The organism is Thiovibrio sp. JS02 (genome assembly GCF_053485635.1).
Genome location: NZ_CM130715.1, coordinates 2,882,810 through 2,899,527, shown reverse-complemented (window position 1 = coordinate 2,899,527; position 16,718 = coordinate 2,882,810). Strand labels below are relative to the sequence as shown.

Genomic DNA, 16,718 nt, shown 5'->3' with positions numbered 1-16,718 from the left:
ATGAAGATTCTCCACTGCAATACTTTTGACATTTATGGTGGGGCGGCCCGCGCCGCCCATCGTCTACACCGGGGACTCATGGAGCACGGAGTAGATTCCCGGATGCTGGTTCAGAATAAGCGGAGCGATGATTGGAGCGTTTTCGCGGCCCAGGGAAATATCGCAAAAGGGCTTAATCTATTGCGTCCGTTTTTTGATGCGCTGCCAAAACTGTTTTATCTCGGCACAGCCTGTCATGAGTTCACCCCGGCGATCCTGCCGGGAACGCTGGTCGGCAGGATCCGGGATCTCGATCCGGATCTCGTGCATCTGCACTGGCTGGGCCGTGGGTTTTGCCGTCTTGAAAGTCTTAAGAAAATCCGGAAGCCCATGGTCTGGACCCTCCACGACATGTGGGCTTTTACCGGCGGCTGTCATGTGGCTGAAGAGTGTTCCGGCTATACTGAAAGCTGTGGGCGGTGCCCGCAGTTGGGCTCTAACCGGAAAAACGATTTGAGCCATGCCATCTGGCAGCGTAAGAAAAAGGCGTGGCAAAAACTCGATTTTCATGTGGTCACGCCAAGCCGGTGGTTGGCCGATTGTGCCCGGGCGAGTTCCCTGTTCCGGGAGAGAAAGATTTCAGTTATCCCCAATGGCCTGAATCTGACGACATTCAAACCCATGGTTAAGGAGGTGGCCCGCCGGCTCTGGAACCTTCCCCAGGGCAGAAAGCTGCTTCTTTTCGGGGCAATGGACAACAGTGATCGAAACAAAGGTTTTCATCTTTTGCAGGAGGCCTTGCACATGCTCCGGCAGGAAGAAGCCTGCAAGGACATGGAGCTTGTCATCTTCGGGCGCGGAAGGCCTGAAACTCCTCCTGATTTAGGTTTTCGCAGCCATTATGTGGGGCGATTGCACGATGATGTGAGTCTTGCCTCCCTCTATTCTGCCGTTGATGTAATAGTTGTCCCTTCCATGAAGGAGGCATTTTGCCAGATCGCCAGCGAGGCCATGGCGTGTGGTTGTCCTGTCGTCGCTTTTGCGTCGACAGGGTTGGTAGATATTGTAGACCATAAAATTACTGGCTACTTGGCAACGCCATTTTTTCCCGATGATCTTGCAAAAGGTATCCTCTGGATATTGGGAGATGATATGCAGCACGATATGTTGACCTTGGCTGCCAGGCAAAAAGCCGAAAGACACTACGATATTGCCAAGGTGGTCGAGCAATACGAAACGCTCTACCGGGAAATGCGGAACGACCGATGATGCCGCCAAAAATTTCCGTCATCACCGTTACTCTCAATTCCGATCGCTATCTTGAGCAGGCAATTGAGAGCATCATCGGGCAAACATATCCCCATCTCGAATATATCGTCATTGACGGTGGATCTACCGACTCCACCGTGGATATCGTGAAGCAATATGCATACCGCATCGATTATTTCTCCTCAGAGCCGGATGAGGGCATCGCCGATGCAATGAACAAGGGCCTGCGTGTTGCGACAGGGGATTACATCCTCTTCCTTCATTCCGATGATTATCTGCTTGATGCCAATTCCTTGGCCTTGGCTGCCGAATTAGCGGAACAAGGAACCGAGATCCTGCTGTTCAATATTTTCCTTGATAACGGGAAAGAGAGAGTGCTTGCCAGGCCAAGGGGCTTGAACTGGCGGATGAATTTCAAGACCGGCGTATTTCACCAGAGTGCGTTATGTTCCAAGGCGCTTTTTGAAAGAATAGGCAACTTCGATCCCCGGTTCCGCATTGCCATGGATTATGATTTTTTTCTCAGGGCCTATAGAGCAAAGGCGACTGTGCTGGAGGGCGACTTCCTCCTATCGGTAATGCGGTTGTGCGGGATCAGTGCTCGGCTTGACTGGCCGAGCCTGAGAGAACGTTTTAAAGAAGAGCAAATGGTGCAACGGAAAAATTGTCCAGATAGGGCATGGGCTTTTGCGTACCTGCTGTATTGGCTTTTCTATCTTCCCTATCGTCGAATTGCCTCAACTTTGACCGGAAGAGGGGGGAGATGAAGATCTTCAGTCCCATGGCAACCGGAAACGGCGCCTACATCGTGCACAAAATGTTGGCGGAGAGAATCAACGGCTATCAGCTTTGTGGCTACAATCCGTATTGGACTTTGTGCCCTCCCGTGCTTCCCTTCTTATGCAAACCAGGAAATGCCGATGTTATCCATAGCACTCCAGATTATGCCTGGTTTTTCAAGCATTCCAAAACACCTTTGATTGTTACCTTTCATAACTATGTGCTGGATCATTTCATGATGCAGTACAGTTCGTTTGCCCAGAGAATTCATTATAAAACAGACCTCCGTTATTTTACGCTCAAGGCCCTTGATGCAGCCCGTGTCGTTACCGCCGTTAGTCAATTCACGGCTGATCTCGTTCGGAAGGAAACGGGGTATTCTGATGAGATAAAAGTGATTTATAATGGTGTTGATACGAATCTTTTCCGCCCTGCCAAGAAAAATAGAGGTAAAACCGTCAAAGTATTATTCTGTGGCAACTTGACCAAACGCAAGGGTGCTAACTTACTTCCGCAGCTTGCGGAAAAGCTTGAAGGTGGCATAGAGATACTCTACACAACAGGGTTGAGAACAAAAGGGGCCATCCCGGGGGGGCATAAGTTACGAAATATTGGGGCTGTAGCCTATGGAGATATGGCAAAAGTGTATCAGGATGTCGATATGTTATTTTCCCCGTCAGTTCGAGAGGGGTTCGGCTTGGCGGTTGCGGAGGCCATGGCGACTGGTTTGCCAGTGGTCGCTTCAGAGTGTTCTTCATTGCCCGAGTTGATCGATTCTGGCCGGGGAGGATTTCTCTGCCAGGTGGGCGATGTTGAAGAGTTTTCCAATAAGATAAATAAGCTGGCGGCATCCTTTGGATTATGCAGGGAAATGGGACAATATAATCGTGAGAGAGTAGAACAAAAATTCACATTGGAAAGAATGGTTCGCGAGTATTCCGAATTGTTTGAGCATATGGTTGGCGAAAAGCAGGAAATACGCCATGGTTAGATATCTTGCCCTCTTCCTGTGTTTTATTCTTGCACTTGGTGAGACGGTAACAAGGATTTTTGGCGTCGACTTACTATATGAATATGATCAACAACTGGGTTGGAAGCCTAAAAGCAATTTTTCATCTGTGAAATCTGGTTATGACCTGGAGGGAAGACGAGAGGACTTTCTTGTAACAACAAATGTGCATGGTTTCCGTATGTTCGGCAACGTGGATAATGGCAAAAAACGTATCCTGTTTGTCGGCGATTCCTTTACTGGCGATCCCCATACTTCCAATGAAGAAGCATATTTCGGTGTTGTGAAAAAAAAGCTGCCAATTGAGGTATTTGCTATCGGCGTGGGCGGTTATGGGACGTTGCAGGAACTCATGCTTGTGAGGAAATTTTCTAAGACTATTAATCCTGATATTTTTGTGCTCCAATATTGCACAAACGATATCGTCAACAATAGTTTCTTCCTTGAAGGGCTTCGTATCGTAAGAAACCAAAAAAATCTTCGGCCCTATCTGGTAAACAATCAAGTTGTTTATCGTTTGGCACCTTCGCACCCCTATGTTTTTATGGTGAAAAATTCTAGGCTGTTTCGTACGGTTGATCTCGTGATGCAAGGAGTCCAGTACAAGTATTATGGTGGGTATGCCCCAGCACCGTCTGAGGATTTACGGGCAGCGATAGAGGCAGAAATGGCAGCAGCCACAAAGCTAACGCTGCACCTTATGAAGGAGATGCGGGCGTCTCTGCCGCCCAAAACCAAAGTTGTTACATTTTCCTGTAGCTCCAAAAATCAAGCTGAAACCAATGCATGGCTTTCAATAGCAACAGAGGCTGATTTTGATGCATATGAGTCTGTGTCAATGTGCGTTGAAAAGGCTGAAAGAGCACGGCAGGTTGTAAGGGGCGCAGATGGCGCCCACTGGAATAGGCTTGGGCATAAAATTGCAGGAGAAGAGTTAGCGAATATTATCCAAGAAAAATATATGTAATTTATGTGGCATTTTCATCCTGATCCGAGGGTGTAAAAAGGATTGTGTAAATGGCCATTCCGGGGGTAGAAAAGTTCGCCCCCAACCAAGGAGAGAGATATGGCCATTTCCAAAGAATTGCTTGACCAATTAATTGCGGATTACAAAAAGCCGGAAGACCTGATCGGCGAGAACGGCATACTGAAACAACTGACCAAGGCCCTGCTGGAGCGGGCCATGCAGGCCGAGATAACCGATCACCTCGGCTATCCCCGGAACGCTCCGGCTGGGAAAAACAGCGGCAACTCCAGAAACGGCAGCTACAAGAAAAAGCTCAAGGGAGATTTTGGCGAGATTGACGTCGCGGTTCCCCGTGACCGGAACGGCTCCTTCGAGCCGATCATCGTTCCCAAGGGAGAGACCCGCTTCAAGGGGTTTGATGACAAGATCATCTCCATGTATGCCCGTGGGATGACCACCCGTGATATCCAGAGCCATCTGGAGGAGATTTACGGCGTTGAGATTTCACCGACCCTGATCTCCCAAGTGACCGACGCCGTCACGGAAGAGGTCCGGCTCTGGCAGAACCGGCCATTGGAAGATGTTTACCCCATCGTCTATCTGGATGCGGTGCGGATCAGGGTCAAGCACAACGGCCAGATCATCAAGAAGGCCGTCTACCTGGCGATTGCCGTGACGATGACTGGGGTGAAGGAGGTTCTCGGCATGTGGGCCGCCGAGACCGAGGGCGCCAAGTTCTGGTTGGCCATCCTGACCGAGCTGAAAAATCGGGGCGTGAAGGATATCCTGATCGCCTGTGTCGATGGGCTCAAGGGTTTTCCGGAGGCCATCGAAGCGGCGTACCCCGCCGCCCAGGTCCAGTTATGCATCGTGCACCTGGTGCGGCACAGCCTGAATTTCGTTTCCTGGAAACAGCGCAAGGAAATGGCGGACGACCTGAAGGAGATTTACAGCGCCCCGACCGTAGAACAGGCCGAGGCAAACCTGATCAGCTTCGGGGAAAAATGGGATGCTACCCATCCTCGGATAAGTCAGTCCTGGCAGAACAACTGGCAGCGAATCATCCCGTATTTTGCCTATCCTCCGGAGATCCGCAGGGTGATCTATACGACCAACACCATCGAATCGTTGAACATGTCCCTGCGCAAGGTCACTAAGAACCGGGGCTCTTTTCCGAATGACGAGTCGATGTTCAAGCTGCTCTATCTGGCGCTGACGAATATTTCGAAACGATGGACGATGCCGATCAAAAACTGGAAATCGGCGCTGAATCAATTCAGCATCATGTTTGAAGACAGGCTGCCGGAATTTTGATCACAAAAAACATTTACACAAAATTCTTTACACGCCCCCTGATCCAACAATTGCATGAAAATTTTAACGATATTGTAAAGCAGATTCTATCACCATATCTGACGGGCTGATATGGTTGCTTTGTTGTGTGCATCTATATTTTTGATACTCTCTGATAAATTCATCAATGATCGCTCTGTTGTAATCTGCTAAAACCACGTTTGCTCCGATCCCTTCTTGTCGTTCCGTGGTTTTGCGCATCAGGAGACAGGGGATTCCCAGGTATGATGTTTCTTCCTGCAGGCTGCCCCCGTCACAGATCACGAATTCGGCGCTTTTTAGCAGAGACACAAAATCTGAGTGGTTATATCGCGGTCGGAGTTCTATTCGGCTGTTTGCCAAAAGTCTCTCATACAGCGCAAAACGCCGGAGTTGTTTTTCCGTCGGGGGATGCAAAATGAAGAGCAAGCGGTATGAGTGTGCGATGTGTTCAAGGTGTTTGATGATTGTGAGCAGGGTTTTTTTATTAAAGATATTTTCAAACCGGTGCAGGCTTACCAGGACAAAGGGGTGTTGCGGAATGTGCGCCCGAGAGCGGCCTGCTTCCACGGGGAGTGCCAGGGTGTCAATCATGGTGTTTGCTTTAGTGTCGATGATATCTCGCTTAAGGGTGGCAACATTTTTCATCGCCCACTCTCCTGGGCAGTATAGGGTGTGGCTGAGTCTGAAGGTTATGAGCCGCGTAATTTCTTCCGGAAAGGGATGAAAGAGGTTGAATGAGCGCAGCCCTGACTCGACGTGACCGACCCGCAAGCCGTTTAGTCGTCCCATGATTGCCCCAAGGAGGGTTGAGAGCGTATCGCCATGAACGAGGACGATACCTTGTTTGTCGTTGCCAAAAACCTCTTTTGCCCGGAAAACAGATTTGCTGAGGATGCGCCAAAACCAGAAAAACATTTGCCCCATTGATGTGATATCGGGACCGTCATACAAAACAACATCCGGGGGCTTGATTCCGAATTCCTCAAGCAAATCTTCAATCGTGGCTCGGTGTTGTCCTGTAAAGATGAAATTATATGGTACTTCTCTTTTTTTCAATCGTACCATGATGGGCGCCATTTTGATGAGTTGCGCCTTTGTGCCTATGATGACATGGATCATGGGTCGAATTCTTCACATTTTTTATAAGAAATGTAGTCACTCAAGTCGGGGTGTGGGAAATAAGAGGGCTCCTCTTTCCAGTCAAGATATGCCAAGCATATGGGCGACACTCTCGACTTGTTACCTCGGTTCCTGAGCCGGATTACAACATAGTCCCTTCATGCGGCATTGGGCATCTAATAGCCAACAAACTTTATGGAAACAAGGCTTCCTGAACTCCTCGACACTTGCCGGCATCTAAATGCTGCCATTCGCTATTTTCGTGCAGTGAATACCATTTGATGACAGTGGTAAGGGTCTATGCGCTCCAGTAGTGGTTGTAGTATGTTGGGGAAGGGATAGAGGCCAAATCCATAGCCCCGCACCTCGGAAAAATGGAGCATCTGGAGATAATCTCTTAGCACACGGTAGCTGAAAACGACGAGGTGCCGATGCAATGGGGTATCCCGCTCCGTATCGCGCAAAAGCGATTCGTTGCTGACTTTAAACAATTCTTCCCGCTCCAGGAGGGCGTCAGAATCGGGATGAGGCCCAGATGAAGGCATCTTCCCCGCTAAAATCAAGGCGGCAGTGAAGTAAGTGCTGATATTAGGTGTAAGGAGCACCAGCTTGCCACCAGGCTGAAGTACTCGGTGGCATTCTCGCAGGAATCGGCAACCATTCAATAAATGTTCCAATAGGGACAGTCCGAATACACAAGAAAATTTTTCATCCTCATAAGGGATGCCAATATTGAGATCCGCGCATGTTATTTGGAGCCCACGCATTTGCCCTTTTTCGGCGGTCTCTCTGTCCCATTCAACGCCAAAGTACTGCGGTGACTGCAGTGAAACAGACCGCCCTAACACATCAAACATCCTGCCGTTGTTGGCGCCGCAATCAAGGATCGCACCGCCTCCCCGAAGAGATGCGACGATCTCTTCAGTCGCGGTTGTGTAAGCTTCACGCATAGTCCTCTCATAGAGGCGCTTGAAATAGCCCTTACTCACCTGAGGCGCCTGTCTATGAAACTACTCTGTTTTGTCATAACGCATCTGGGTGATCTGCTCGGAGATAAGGCCGAGGAGGAAGATCATCATGGAGGACGAGAGCAGGAGGGCGGACATATTGGTAAAGCGGTTGTAGCTTATGAAGGTATAAAGATAATAGAGTGCGCCGGCCACAAAAAACAGGAGGCTGACCGGCAGGAAAATGCGAAACGGCGAAAACAGGGTCGCTATCTTGCTGATGATCAGGAGAAAGCGGGTGCCGTCCCTGAGAAGTTTGATCTTGCTCTTTCCCTTTCTTTTCGTGGTGGTGATGGGCACGAATTTCACGGTTCTTCCGCAGCGCAGGTACGCCATGGTAATGGTGGTCGGGTAGGAAAAGCCGTTGGGGAGCAGGTAGAGAAATTTTTTGGCCACCTCCTTCCGCACCAGCCTGAACCCCGAGGTCAGGTCTTCGATCTTCCTCTTGGTCATGTAGGAGGCAAGGCGGTTGTAGAGAAAATTGGCAAGATTGCGATGCGCACTCCCGTGGGACTGCTTGCTCCTCGCGCCCACCACCATATCGTAGCGGTCCTTATGTTCGAGCAGTTTGGCAATATCCGCCGGATCATGCTGGCCGTCGGCGTCCATCATCACCACCCATTCCCCTGCGGCGCAACGCAATCCGGTCTTGATTGCCGCGCCGTTGCCGATGTTGTAAGGGTGCGGCCAGACGTTTGCTCCCGCATCCATGGCTGCTTGCATTGTCCCATCGGTTGAGCTATCATCAACAACGAGAATTTCAAAGGTGGGGTACAGATCGCGGATTTTTCCGATGGTCTGGGCAATGGCCATTTCTTCATTATAGGCAGGGAGAAGGATCGTCACAAGAGGCTTTTCCCTGTCTGCGTCTTTGTCTCTCTCCCTGGATTGCCGCCCTGTCTGGATATCCATTCAATTATGCTCCCTGGTGGGATTGCCGGCGATGTCGTTAGCGTATTTCAGCACAAAACAAGGGGCAACGCAACAGAGATGGTTGGTTGTTGTTTCTTTGCTTGCCATCATGTGTTTCGGCCTCTGGCTCCGGTTCGATGATTTGCAGGAGTGGCAGGAAAATCCGCAAAACGCCTTTTATAATGGCGAGCCGACCCTGGTCACCTTTGACGGCTATTACTATTTATCCCTGGCCCGGGATCTTTCACGCGATACCTATCAGCCTGTCGATGCCAAGAGGGGGGTGCCGGACAGCCCCGGACGTCCTTTCCCTCCGCCCCTTTTGAGTGTTCTGTTGAGCACTGCGTCGCAGCTGACCCATCTGCCCCTCAACTGGGTTGGCGCCCTACTCCCCGCCTTTCTTGGGATTCTTCTGGCCCTGCCGCTTTATGGTTTCGGCCGCAGTCTGGATGGTCGGCTCATGGGCTTGTCCGCCGCGGTGCTGGGCCTTGGCAGCATCTATTATGTGGCCCGCAGCAGCATCGGCTGGCTGGATACCGACTGCATGAATATAACGTGGACCATGTCCGTGGCCTACTGTTTTTTCCGCTTCGGCCAGGGGAAAGACTACCGGCGCTATTATTTCCTCTTGGGGGGGATATTTATCTCGCTCCTGTTCCTGTGGTGGTGGGATCAGGCGAGCGCGGTGGTGGTGACCATTTGCGGGCTTCCCCTTGTGGTGGCCCTGCTCCTTTTTTATCGGCCCGGGAAAAGGGAGGCGATGATTTTTTATGCATTGCTGCTGTTCGGCCTTTTTCTGTTCTTTTTCTGGAAGGGCCCAGATGTGCTGGTCACGGTTGGCAGAAGCATCCTGGAAAAGTTGCAATACATTGCCAAAGAGGATGCGGGGATCTTTCCCAATATCGGTGTTTCCATCAGCGAGCAACGGGCGGTTTCCCTGCAAACCTTGGTGGATAATACGACCGGGAGCGGATTATTGTTTGTGCTTGCCGTCGGTGGGCTCCTTTTCCTCTTTTGGAAAAAGCCCAAGGAAAGTCTTTTCCTTTTAGCGCCCTTTTCGCTTTCCTTTTTTGCCTTTTTTTACGCGGAACGCTTTTTGATATTTCTAAGCCCGATCCTGGCCTTGGGCGCCGCTTTTTTCATCAGCCGCTTGTGGGCGGTCACCGCGGTCAAAGTCCTGCGGTATGCCGCTCTCCTCTTTCTTTTCCTCTTTGTGAACGGTTCGGCCGACAAGGCCCTCTCCCGGACCATTTGGCCCTTGGTACCCCCACAGATCGTGGCGGGCATGGCCTTGGCCGCGCAGCAAACCCCGGCGGATGCCGTACTCTGGTCCTGGTGGGACCATGGCTACCATCTGCTCTACTGGGCCGACCGGGCCACCGTCGATGACGGCTCGGTCCATGGCGGCGAGAGAACCTTTTGGACGGCCCTGCCTCTTGTGCAATCCGATCAGCGGCTTGCCGCCAATCTCATGCAATTTTATGTAAGTCGAGGCTTGAGAGGCATAAAAAAGGTTTATGCGCTTTTTGATAACAATCAGGCCAGGGGAATCGAATTTATTAAGGAAATCATGGCAGCCGGTCCGGAAGGCGCGAGGGGCTTGCTGGATAAATATCAGTTTTCTCTTCCTGGGCAGTTTCAATCAACCGATGATTGGCTGCGTTTCTTTTTCCCAGCCGCAAGTCGGCCGCTCTATCTCTTTCTAGATCATCGAATGATGCGCGCTTCCTGGTGGTGGTACTGGTTTGCCAACTGGGACTTTGAGAAAAAGGAATCCCGTCATCCCTTTTACAACATCTATCTGAATGTGAGCATCAGTGCTGAGATGGTTCGTGGCTTGGGGGGGATTCAGGTCAATTTAAAAACCGGGCATTTGCAGCAGGGGAACGAAGGTGTCGATTTGCTCAGTGTTCACATCAATGACGGGGAGAACGTGATAAGCCATAGCTACGACAACGGCACAAAAGGATTTTTCCATGTGAATGTACCGGGGAAATTCGCCGTGCTGCAGAACCATGATATGGTGGATACTCTTGGAAACAGGCTTTATGTGCTTGCGGAAAACGATCAGGTTTATTTTAGGCCTGTAATCCTCAGGAGCCCGATTTTTCAGCTTTGGGAGGTGAGAGGTGATACATTTGTTCCAACTCCTCCTTCTCCTCTCCCGCAAACAGCTCCATGAAGAAATCCTGCAAGCTCTTCTGCAGCGGGACGACGCTGAGGATCTCACAGGAAGCAATATTGTCTCTCAAAAAGGTGGTTACGCCCTCCTTGGGGATGAGAAGTGAAATGGTGCCGTCCTGGTTGGCTGTTATGCTTTGCGCATTTGAGGGGGGGAATTTTGCTTCGTAATTTTGTTCCGGCCTCAGGGTGACGATGCAATCCGTGGAATGCTGTTCCGGGATATCTTTTACCTTTCCCTGATACCGCAAGGTCCCCTTGAGCAGGATGCCGATTTCATCGCAGATTGTTTCCACGTCGTGGAGGATGTGGGAGCTGAAAAAGATGGTTTTCCCCTGGGCACTCAGCTCCTTCAGCAATTGGTTGACAAGGTTTCTGCCCACCGGGTCCAGGCCGGACATGGGTTCATCAAGGATAAGAACCGCCGGATCCCCCACCAGGGCCGCGGCGAGTCCAAGGCGTTGGGTCATGCCCTTGGACAGGGTGTGGATGGGTTGCTGGGCTGCCCGACGCAGGTCGAGTTTGTCCAGAAGTCGTTGCCATTCATCCGGGTCGATTTTTTTCTTTTGCCCTTTCAGCCTGGCAACGGTTTGAAGGAACTCTTTGGGCGTCAGAAAGGAATAAAATTTCGGGTTTTCCGGCAAAAAACCAACCTGGCTGCGGCTATTGGGGTCTGCGGCCGGCAGGGAGTTGATGGAAACCGTCCCCGAGGTCGGCCGGATAAAGTCGAGCAGCAGTTTGATGGTCGTGCTCTTTCCGGCGCCGTTGGGCCCGACAAAGCCATAGATTGTCCCCTGCTGGACGGCGAGATCGATTCCGTCGAGGGCGATGACCTTTTTGCCCCTCATGGTGCGGAAAACTTTGCAAAGTGATTGAGCCTGGATGATTGCCATGTTCTATTGCTTCCGTTGCACAAAGTTACTTGTGGTGAGCACCCGTTTCCCTTTGGTGAGATAGAATTGGCCCCCGTAGGGGTCAGGCGGGATGGCTCGAAGAATGCCGGAGGTGACCAATTCTTCTAACGCGTCAGGGAGGTTGCCCGTTTTTTTCTTGTAGCGCAAGAGCGCTTCTTCCAGAAAAAGAACCGTCTGCAGTGCCTGCAGGCGCATGGAAATCCGCTGTTTCAGCAAGGGCGAATCAGCTTCCCTGAGCATCTCTTCGAGAAAGGCGACCGCTTTCCCCGTTTCTCCCGCCTCATACATTACCCGCGCGGAAAAGGAGGTGAACAGAGCATTTTTATTCTTCGGCAATCTTTTGGCCACTTCCGCATAATACCGTCCGGCTTTTTCCTTGTCACCTAGGGTGAAGTAATAGTTCGTGGCCAGAAATAAGGGGATGTAAAAATCCTTTTCTTTATGAGCCATCCCCCGCTCCAGCATGGAGTTCAGCTCGGGCAGGAATTGTTGCTGGTCGCTGAGCAGTGCTTGGGCATAGTAATAGGCGTCCATGTTGCAGGGGTCGAGCTGCGTGGCAACATTGAGGTTCTGGTATGAAACACTGTAATCGGGGCTGGCCTGATCTTTTTCCGCCCGGAATTCATTGTAAAAGATGGTGTGATAGACCATGGTTTCTGCCACCATCTCCTTCTGGCCAAGAGAAATGATATTGAGAACCCAGGCCGGCATGGGCGGTGGGGATTGCACCGGCACACGATAGGTTTGCTTCAGGTGCGGATAGCTCAACCAGAAAAAAAGGTTCAACAGGAGGAAGAGAAAAAAAAATCCTCCCTTGCCAAAACGCACGGTCATGCGATCTCCCTCTTTGCAAAGATCCCCATGGCCGCAACAAGGAGAATTCCTGTGTAGGAGAGCCAGTAAAGAAAATTTGCCCCGAGCATGGCCGGGGAGAGGGTGAAGTCATAGATGGCCTGTACCTTGAAGTCCAAGAGGGAGAAGTTTGGGAAGATGTAGTAGATGACCGAGATGAATTCCCGCATCAGCGGCGTGTATTTCGTCTGTCCCATGGGCGAAGCCACAAACTCCTTGGCGCCCTCCAATCCCTGGCCAATGGTGTATACAGCGCAACTCATCATGAACGGCAAGGTGCTGGAGGTGGCAAGGCTGGTAAAAAAGATGGTCACCGTACCCAAGAGGCTGAGGCTCAGCACAATCCAGAACAGGGCATTGGCAAGCTTGAGCCAGGGAACGCCGTCGGAAAATCTGGGATAGAGTTTGTAGGTAATCCACACTCCGCCTGCAGAGCAGAGCCCCAGGATTCCGATAAGCACGGTCAACAGCAGGAGCAAACCCGTAAATTTCCCCAAAATATACTGCGATCGGGTGATCGGCTGGGCAAGCACGGCGAGAATGGTACGGTCTGCCACTTCCCGGCCGAGCAGATTCACGCCCATGAACAGGGTGAGGAGCACACCGATGACCTCGGTTGCTCCCAGGCTATAGGTGAGGGCGGTCTGCGCCGCCTGCCGCATGGAAAGGGCTGCCAGGAACTGGATGGAAAGCACCACCATCATGCCGAGCAGGAAAACGGCAAGAAAAAGGCGGTCTCGAAGACCGCCTTTAAAGGTAATCCAGGCAAGAGCTAAAAACCGCATGGATTTTTACAGTTTGCTCAAGCCAGCGTGGGCATCAATGAGGGTCGAGGTGTTGAGTCCGAGGTCGTCTGCGTCGGGGGCAAGGGTTACCAAGGCCGCGCCGTCTTCGTCTGTTCCTTCTTTTACCATAGCATCTGTGATAGTTAAGCCTTTCAGGTCATCACTTTTTTGGCTTTGTAAGATATTAGAGTTCTGGTTGGAGAAGTAGTACTGGTTTCCGGCCTTGTGCTTCGAAGCCAGCAGGTACTGCTGCACCGTGGTGCCGGTTGTAAAAGCTCCTGCGTTTCCTGCCCAGTAATTCATGCTTACATCGTTGGACGGCGCAAAGTTGAATTCAGAGGTAAGAGTGGTGATATCTTTATAGTCAGCAGCAAAGGCTACGGAGGCCATGCCGGTGGTGGCAAGCAAACAGAAGGCAGCAAGCAATTTCTTTTTCATATTCATATCCTCATCGTGTTTTTGAGAAGTTGTAGTTCGCCGTGTGTGTCTGGCAGATTACATCGTCGGATAGTCGTTATTATCTGCGTAGTACGCCTCAAGCTCGGTTTTGGCGTTCTTGATGTCGGACTTGGCGGCGGTGTTGTATGCCTTTACGCGGTAGGCTGCGAACTGCGGGATTGCCACGGCGGCGAGGATGCCGATGATCGCGACAACGATCATCAACTCGACCAGGGTGAAGCCTTTCTGGCTGCTTTTTTTGATCTGCCTGAAGAAGTTCAACATGTGTTTCCTCCATTTTTTTTTCGCCCCAGCCGTAATGGCCGCGGGCCGGTTCAAGTCATCTTGCCGCCTTGGGCGGCTTGCCCTCCCGTTAATCCTTCCTCTACTTTTATAGAGGCATTGAGGTCGGGTTGTCTACTGCCAAAATAAAAAAAGCAATGCGCTGGTATAGAGCAGAAGTTGTGCCAGGGATGAAAAAAAAGAGCGATTTTTTCTTTTTTACATTAATTACAATGTGTTGCTTCTTTATGGGGTTCGTGGCGCCGATCTGGGCAGCGCTATTTTGCAGGGGGGATTGACTCTTGTTGTCGTTGTTTGTCAAAAAATGTCACCATCGGAACCCTGGTTGTGTCACCGCGCAGGGGGCGATGGCCGGGCCGGATATTTCGTGGCAGGGGAGCGGGTCGGGGGGTATATAGAGGTATACTGCTTGATTTTATCCCAAAAAAAGAGCGAAAATGGGAAAGATTGCTTTGGGCGGGCGGCTGTGGGGAATCAACTGGTACATAAATTGCTTCGGTTCTCTTGTGGACTATTTTTTTTGAAATCGAAAGGGCAAGGGTGGTGCATGCTGCAGCGGTTGAAACGGATGATGGGGAATTTTTATAAGCAGGCCGGCTTTACCGCCACCGAAATGATGGTGGTCGTCGCCATTGTCGGCACCCTTGCCGCCGTCGGCCTGCCGCAGCTTTTCAAGTCCCTGCCCAACTACCGGTTGCGGGGCGCGGCCCGGGAGCTGGTTTCCGATTTCTACAAGGCCCGTTTCGAGGCGGTGAAACGCTCCCGCCAGGTTGTCATCCAGTTCACGCCCGGCGCCTATGATGCGGCCGGCGAGGTGGGCGGCTACATCATCTGCGTGGATGAGGACAAGAGCGGAACCTGCGATGCCGGCGAAGAGGCTGTCCCGCCTGAAAAAACCATGCCGGCCAATGTTTCCCTTTACACCACCGCGGGTGCGGTGGAGGGAATCACCTTTATCGACAACAACACAGGCTTCAAATCAAACGGCAATGCGCTTGAGTCGGGCAGTGTGATGATCCGCAACAACCGCTCCCGGTTTTACCGGGTTACCCTTTCCGCGCAGGGCAACGCCACCCTGACCACCAGCGATACCGGCGTTGCCGGTTCCTGGGTCAAGTAACGGACGGAGAAGTGTTAATGGCAGAGATGAACAGACAAAAAGGTTTTACCCTGGTGGAGGTCGCCATCGCCATTCTGGCCTCTTCCATTGTCATGCTCGCCGTGCTCACCCTTTTTACCGGGCATCAGGACACCTATCTGGAACAGGACGAGGTGGTGCTCATGCAGCAGCGGCTGCGCAGCGCAATCGATGCGGTCACGAAGGATCTTTACGCTGCCGGCTACAATGGAGGCGGCATCACCAACATGGGGGCGGCCACCATATCGTTTACCCTGAATATGGATGCCGACGGGGAAGATAACGACGGGGATAGTTTTGTCGATGATAAGGACCTCGACGGTGACCTGAAGACCATCACCTATGCCCTGACCGATTCGGACGGTGACGGCGCCGCCGACGATCTGACCCGCAGCGGCGAGGTCGTTGCGGAAAACATCAAGAACATGGAGTTTCTCTATTATGACAAGGATGGCAACATCACCGCCGTCGCCTCCGAGGTGAAGATGATCGAGTTTGCCCTCCTGGCCACCCAGGAGTCGCGGGTAAAGGGGGAGATGATCTCCCAGAGCTTCACCGCTCCCAGTGGCGCGCCGTGGACAACGGACACCGGCTTCCGGGGGCGGATGGCCAGCAAGTTTGTCACGGGCCGTAATCTTTAGAATCTCAGCAGACCGGGGAGTCGGATGCATTTGACCACGCACAGCATGCCCAAGGACAGAGGCTTTACCCTCGTTGAGGTGCTTTTTGCCATCACCCTGCTTTCGGTGGGCATTCTCGCGGCGTTGACCATGATCACCAATACGGTTTCAAACAACGCCAGCGCCCTGGGCACCAGCTCCGGCACCTTCACAGCGGCCAAGTATGTGGAGCAGCAGCTCAACCTCGATTACGACGACACCGACCTGGGCGATGGTTCCCATTCAACTACGACGGTGCCGGGTTATAACGTCTCCTGGACCGTGGAAGACCATAATCCCACCGAATATTCAAAAAAGATAAAAATTACCGTGCAAAGTCAGACATTCCCGTTCAAGAGTACGGAATTTGTCTATTACCGGGCCAAGTGGTACTAGGATGAGGAAGCAGGCAATGCAGGAGAGAGTAAATATGTTCGCCCGGGTCAACAATGAGCAGGGGTTTGTCCTGGTTTTTGCCATTGTCATGCTGTTTCTTCTCGTTATCATCGGCTTTTCCGCCTCCAACCTGAGCTTTATCGAGTCAAAGATCAGCGGCAATGAAAAGGCCCAGAATGAAACTTTCTATGCCACGGACGGCGGAGCGCAGGCCAGTTCCGAGTTTCTGGAGGAAAACGCGAGCTGTCCCAGCGGGTTTGCCTCCCAGGATATTACGCCATACGCCAAGGTCTACACCCTTGATTTTTATCTCAACGAGGAGTTCCCTTCCACCGCGCCCCGCTGGCCACCCTCCATTGATGCGGCAAGCAGCGATGCCGAGATCCTGAAGGGCAGCGACCTGGAAAACCCCATCTACCTCAGCTTCGGTTCCACGGCAAAGCGTACCTCCGGCGGCAGCCTGACCCAGTTGCGCGGCTATCTCGGCAAGGGCAAGGGCGGGGCCGGCGGCGGCATTGCCCGTGATTATGACGTTTACGCCCGCTATCGCGGGAACAATAACTCGGAAACCCTGATCAAAATGCAGTGGCGGCACGCCCTCAACATGGAAGGCGAATGCCGATATTAAGGGGCGGTTACAAAAGCTTTTGCAGCACATGATCCGCTGTAAAGGGG

18 protein-coding genes are annotated in these 16,718 nt (G+C 51.8%); 10 read left to right on the top strand and 8 right to left on the bottom strand.

The genetic code is table 11. From position 1 onward, the window contains the following. The 5 genes from ACUUL3_RS13320 to ACUUL3_RS13300 all read left to right on the top strand — a co-directional run bounded on the left by ACUUL3_RS13320 (position 1) and on the right by ACUUL3_RS13300 (position 5,318). Positions 1–1,248 (top strand): glycosyltransferase family 4 protein, encoded by a 1,248-nt coding sequence (locus ACUUL3_RS13320; RefSeq protein WP_448552087.1) that lies wholly within the window; start codon positions 1–3, stop codon positions 1,246–1,248. Further along, positions 1,245–2,015, top strand: a complete 771-nt coding sequence (locus tag ACUUL3_RS13315) for a glycosyltransferase family 2 protein (RefSeq protein WP_448552086.1) — start codon at positions 1,245–1,247, stop codon at positions 2,013–2,015. Before ACUUL3_RS13320 ends, ACUUL3_RS13315 begins: the two co-directional genes overlap by 4 nt. Continuing rightward, positions 2,012–3,019 carry a glycosyltransferase family 4 protein gene (locus tag ACUUL3_RS13310; RefSeq protein ID WP_448552084.1) on the top strand — a complete coding sequence of 336 codons (1,008 nt, stop codon included), beginning with the start codon at positions 2,012–2,014 and terminating at the stop codon, positions 3,017–3,019. Before ACUUL3_RS13315 ends, ACUUL3_RS13310 begins: the two co-directional genes overlap by 4 nt. Next, positions 3,012–4,004, top strand: coding sequence for a hypothetical protein (locus ACUUL3_RS13305; protein ID WP_448552082.1), 993 nt, complete (start codon positions 3,012–3,014; stop codon positions 4,002–4,004). The genes ACUUL3_RS13310 and ACUUL3_RS13305 overlap by 8 nt, the downstream gene beginning before the upstream one ends. A 99-nt stretch (positions 4,005–4,103) precedes the next feature. Further along, positions 4,104–5,318 carry an IS256 family transposase gene (locus ACUUL3_RS13300; protein ID WP_448550836.1) on the top strand — a complete coding sequence of 405 codons (1,215 nt, stop codon included), beginning with the start codon at positions 4,104–4,106 and terminating at the stop codon, positions 5,316–5,318. Positions 5,319–5,381: 63 nt separating this feature from the next. Here ACUUL3_RS13300 and ACUUL3_RS13295 read toward each other — a convergent pair whose 3' ends face one another. From ACUUL3_RS13295 to ACUUL3_RS13285, 3 genes are all read right to left on the bottom strand, one after another. Then, on the bottom strand, positions 5,382–6,458 hold the full coding sequence (locus ACUUL3_RS13295; RefSeq protein WP_448552081.1) for a UDP-N-acetylglucosamine 2-epimerase: 1,077 nt from the start codon (positions 6,456–6,458) through the stop codon (positions 5,382–5,384). Between the two features lie 254 nt (positions 6,459–6,712). Next, complete coding sequence (locus ACUUL3_RS13290; RefSeq protein ID WP_448552079.1) at positions 6,713–7,447, bottom strand: methyltransferase domain-containing protein; 735 nt, start codon at positions 7,445–7,447, stop codon at positions 6,713–6,715. Between the two features lie 21 nt (positions 7,448–7,468). Continuing rightward, the gene (locus ACUUL3_RS13285) at positions 7,469–8,377 is read right to left on the bottom strand and encodes a glycosyltransferase family 2 protein (RefSeq protein ID WP_448552077.1); all 909 of its coding nucleotides are present in this window, start codon (positions 8,375–8,377) and stop codon (positions 7,469–7,471) included. Between the two features lie 31 nt (positions 8,378–8,408). On the opposite strand from ACUUL3_RS13285, the gene ACUUL3_RS13280 reads away from it, so the two are divergent. Then, entirely contained in the window at positions 8,409–10,559 is a 2,151-nt protein-coding gene (locus tag ACUUL3_RS13280; protein WP_448552076.1) for an STT3 domain-containing protein, read from the top strand. On the opposite strand, the gene ACUUL3_RS13275 is transcribed toward ACUUL3_RS13280, so the two are convergent. From ACUUL3_RS13275 to ACUUL3_RS13255, 5 genes are read right to left on the bottom strand one after another with little or no spacing between them, the layout of a single operon-like run. Beyond that, on the bottom strand, positions 10,471–11,451 hold the full coding sequence (locus ACUUL3_RS13275; protein WP_448552074.1) for an ABC transporter ATP-binding protein: 981 nt from the start codon (positions 11,449–11,451) through the stop codon (positions 10,471–10,473). The genes ACUUL3_RS13280 and ACUUL3_RS13275 overlap by 89 nt on opposite strands. A 3-nt stretch (positions 11,452–11,454) precedes the next feature. After that, complete coding sequence (locus ACUUL3_RS13270) at positions 11,455–12,306, bottom strand: tetratricopeptide repeat protein (protein WP_448552072.1); 852 nt, start codon at positions 12,304–12,306, stop codon at positions 11,455–11,457. Further along, positions 12,303–13,109 carry an ABC transporter permease subunit gene (locus ACUUL3_RS13265; RefSeq protein WP_448552070.1) on the bottom strand — a complete coding sequence of 269 codons (807 nt, stop codon included), beginning with the start codon at positions 13,107–13,109 and terminating at the stop codon, positions 12,303–12,305. The genes ACUUL3_RS13270 and ACUUL3_RS13265 overlap by 4 nt, the downstream gene beginning before the upstream one ends. A gap of 6 nt (positions 13,110–13,115) precedes the next feature. Continuing rightward, positions 13,116–13,547 carry a hypothetical protein gene (locus ACUUL3_RS13260; protein WP_448552068.1) on the bottom strand — a complete coding sequence of 144 codons (432 nt, stop codon included), beginning with the start codon at positions 13,545–13,547 and terminating at the stop codon, positions 13,116–13,118. 57 nt (positions 13,548–13,604) lie between these two features. Further along, a complete protein-coding gene (locus ACUUL3_RS13255) occupies positions 13,605–13,832 on the bottom strand; it encodes a type IV pilin protein (protein ID WP_448552067.1) in 228 nt (75 codons plus the stop codon). A 565-nt stretch (positions 13,833–14,397) separates the two neighbouring features. On the opposite strand from ACUUL3_RS13255, the gene ACUUL3_RS13250 reads away from it, so the two are divergent. Genes ACUUL3_RS13250 through ACUUL3_RS13235 form a run of 4 tightly spaced genes read left to right on the top strand, consistent with a single transcriptional unit; the run spans position 14,398 to position 16,671 of the window. Further along, entirely contained in the window at positions 14,398–14,970 is a 573-nt protein-coding gene (locus tag ACUUL3_RS13250) for a GspH/FimT family pseudopilin (RefSeq protein ID WP_448552065.1), read from the top strand. Between the two features lie 17 nt (positions 14,971–14,987). After that, positions 14,988–15,629 (top strand): PilW family protein, encoded by a 642-nt coding sequence (locus tag ACUUL3_RS13245; protein WP_448552063.1) that lies wholly within the window; start codon positions 14,988–14,990, stop codon positions 15,627–15,629. Positions 15,630–15,653: 24 nt separating this feature from the next. After that, complete coding sequence (locus ACUUL3_RS13240; RefSeq protein ID WP_448552062.1) at positions 15,654–16,043, top strand: type IV pilus modification PilV family protein; 390 nt, start codon at positions 15,654–15,656, stop codon at positions 16,041–16,043. A 16-nt stretch (positions 16,044–16,059) separates the two neighbouring features. Continuing rightward, positions 16,060–16,671 carry a pilus assembly PilX family protein gene (locus ACUUL3_RS13235; protein WP_448552060.1) on the top strand — a complete coding sequence of 204 codons (612 nt, stop codon included), beginning with the start codon at positions 16,060–16,062 and terminating at the stop codon, positions 16,669–16,671. The last annotated feature ends 47 nt before the right edge of the window (positions 16,672–16,718 follow it).

Excerpts from the sequence above, each read along its gene's own strand:
- ACUUL3_RS13255 (WP_448552067.1), bottom strand. The coding sequence starts at position 13,832 with ATGTTGAACTTCTTCAGGCAGATCAAAAAAAGCAGCCAGAAAGGCTTC.
- ACUUL3_RS13320 (WP_448552087.1), top strand. The coding sequence starts at position 1 with ATGAAGATTCTCCACTGCAATACTTTTGACATTTATGGTGGGGCGGCC.
- ACUUL3_RS13310 (WP_448552084.1), top strand. The coding sequence starts at position 2,012 with ATGAAGATCTTCAGTCCCATGGCAACCGGAAACGGCGCCTACATCGTG.
- ACUUL3_RS13280 (WP_448552076.1), top strand. The coding sequence starts at position 8,409 with ATGTCGTTAGCGTATTTCAGCACAAAACAAGGGGCAACGCAACAGAGA.
- ACUUL3_RS13250 (WP_448552065.1), top strand. The coding sequence starts at position 14,398 with ATGCTGCAGCGGTTGAAACGGATGATGGGGAATTTTTATAAGCAGGCC.
- ACUUL3_RS13235 (WP_448552060.1), top strand. The coding sequence starts at position 16,060 with ATGCAGGAGAGAGTAAATATGTTCGCCCGGGTCAACAATGAGCAGGGG.
- ACUUL3_RS13300 (WP_448550836.1), top strand. The coding sequence starts at position 4,104 with ATGGCCATTTCCAAAGAATTGCTTGACCAATTAATTGCGGATTACAAA.
- ACUUL3_RS13245 (WP_448552063.1), top strand. The coding sequence starts at position 14,988 with ATGGCAGAGATGAACAGACAAAAAGGTTTTACCCTGGTGGAGGTCGCC.
- ACUUL3_RS13295 (WP_448552081.1), bottom strand. The coding sequence starts at position 6,458 with ATGATCCATGTCATCATAGGCACAAAGGCGCAACTCATCAAAATGGCG.
- ACUUL3_RS13275 (WP_448552074.1), bottom strand. The coding sequence starts at position 11,451 with ATGGCAATCATCCAGGCTCAATCACTTTGCAAAGTTTTCCGCACCATG.
- ACUUL3_RS13270 (WP_448552072.1), bottom strand. The coding sequence starts at position 12,306 with ATGACCGTGCGTTTTGGCAAGGGAGGATTTTTTTTTCTCTTCCTCCTG.
- ACUUL3_RS13285 (WP_448552077.1), bottom strand. The coding sequence starts at position 8,377 with ATGGATATCCAGACAGGGCGGCAATCCAGGGAGAGAGACAAAGACGCA.
- ACUUL3_RS13305 (WP_448552082.1), top strand. The coding sequence starts at position 3,012 with ATGGTTAGATATCTTGCCCTCTTCCTGTGTTTTATTCTTGCACTTGGT.
- ACUUL3_RS13240 (WP_448552062.1), top strand. The coding sequence starts at position 15,654 with ATGCATTTGACCACGCACAGCATGCCCAAGGACAGAGGCTTTACCCTC.
- ACUUL3_RS13265 (WP_448552070.1), bottom strand. The coding sequence starts at position 13,109 with ATGCGGTTTTTAGCTCTTGCCTGGATTACCTTTAAAGGCGGTCTTCGA.
- ACUUL3_RS13315 (WP_448552086.1), top strand. The coding sequence starts at position 1,245 with ATGATGCCGCCAAAAATTTCCGTCATCACCGTTACTCTCAATTCCGAT.
- ACUUL3_RS13260 (WP_448552068.1), bottom strand. The coding sequence starts at position 13,547 with ATGAAAAAGAAATTGCTTGCTGCCTTCTGTTTGCTTGCCACCACCGGC.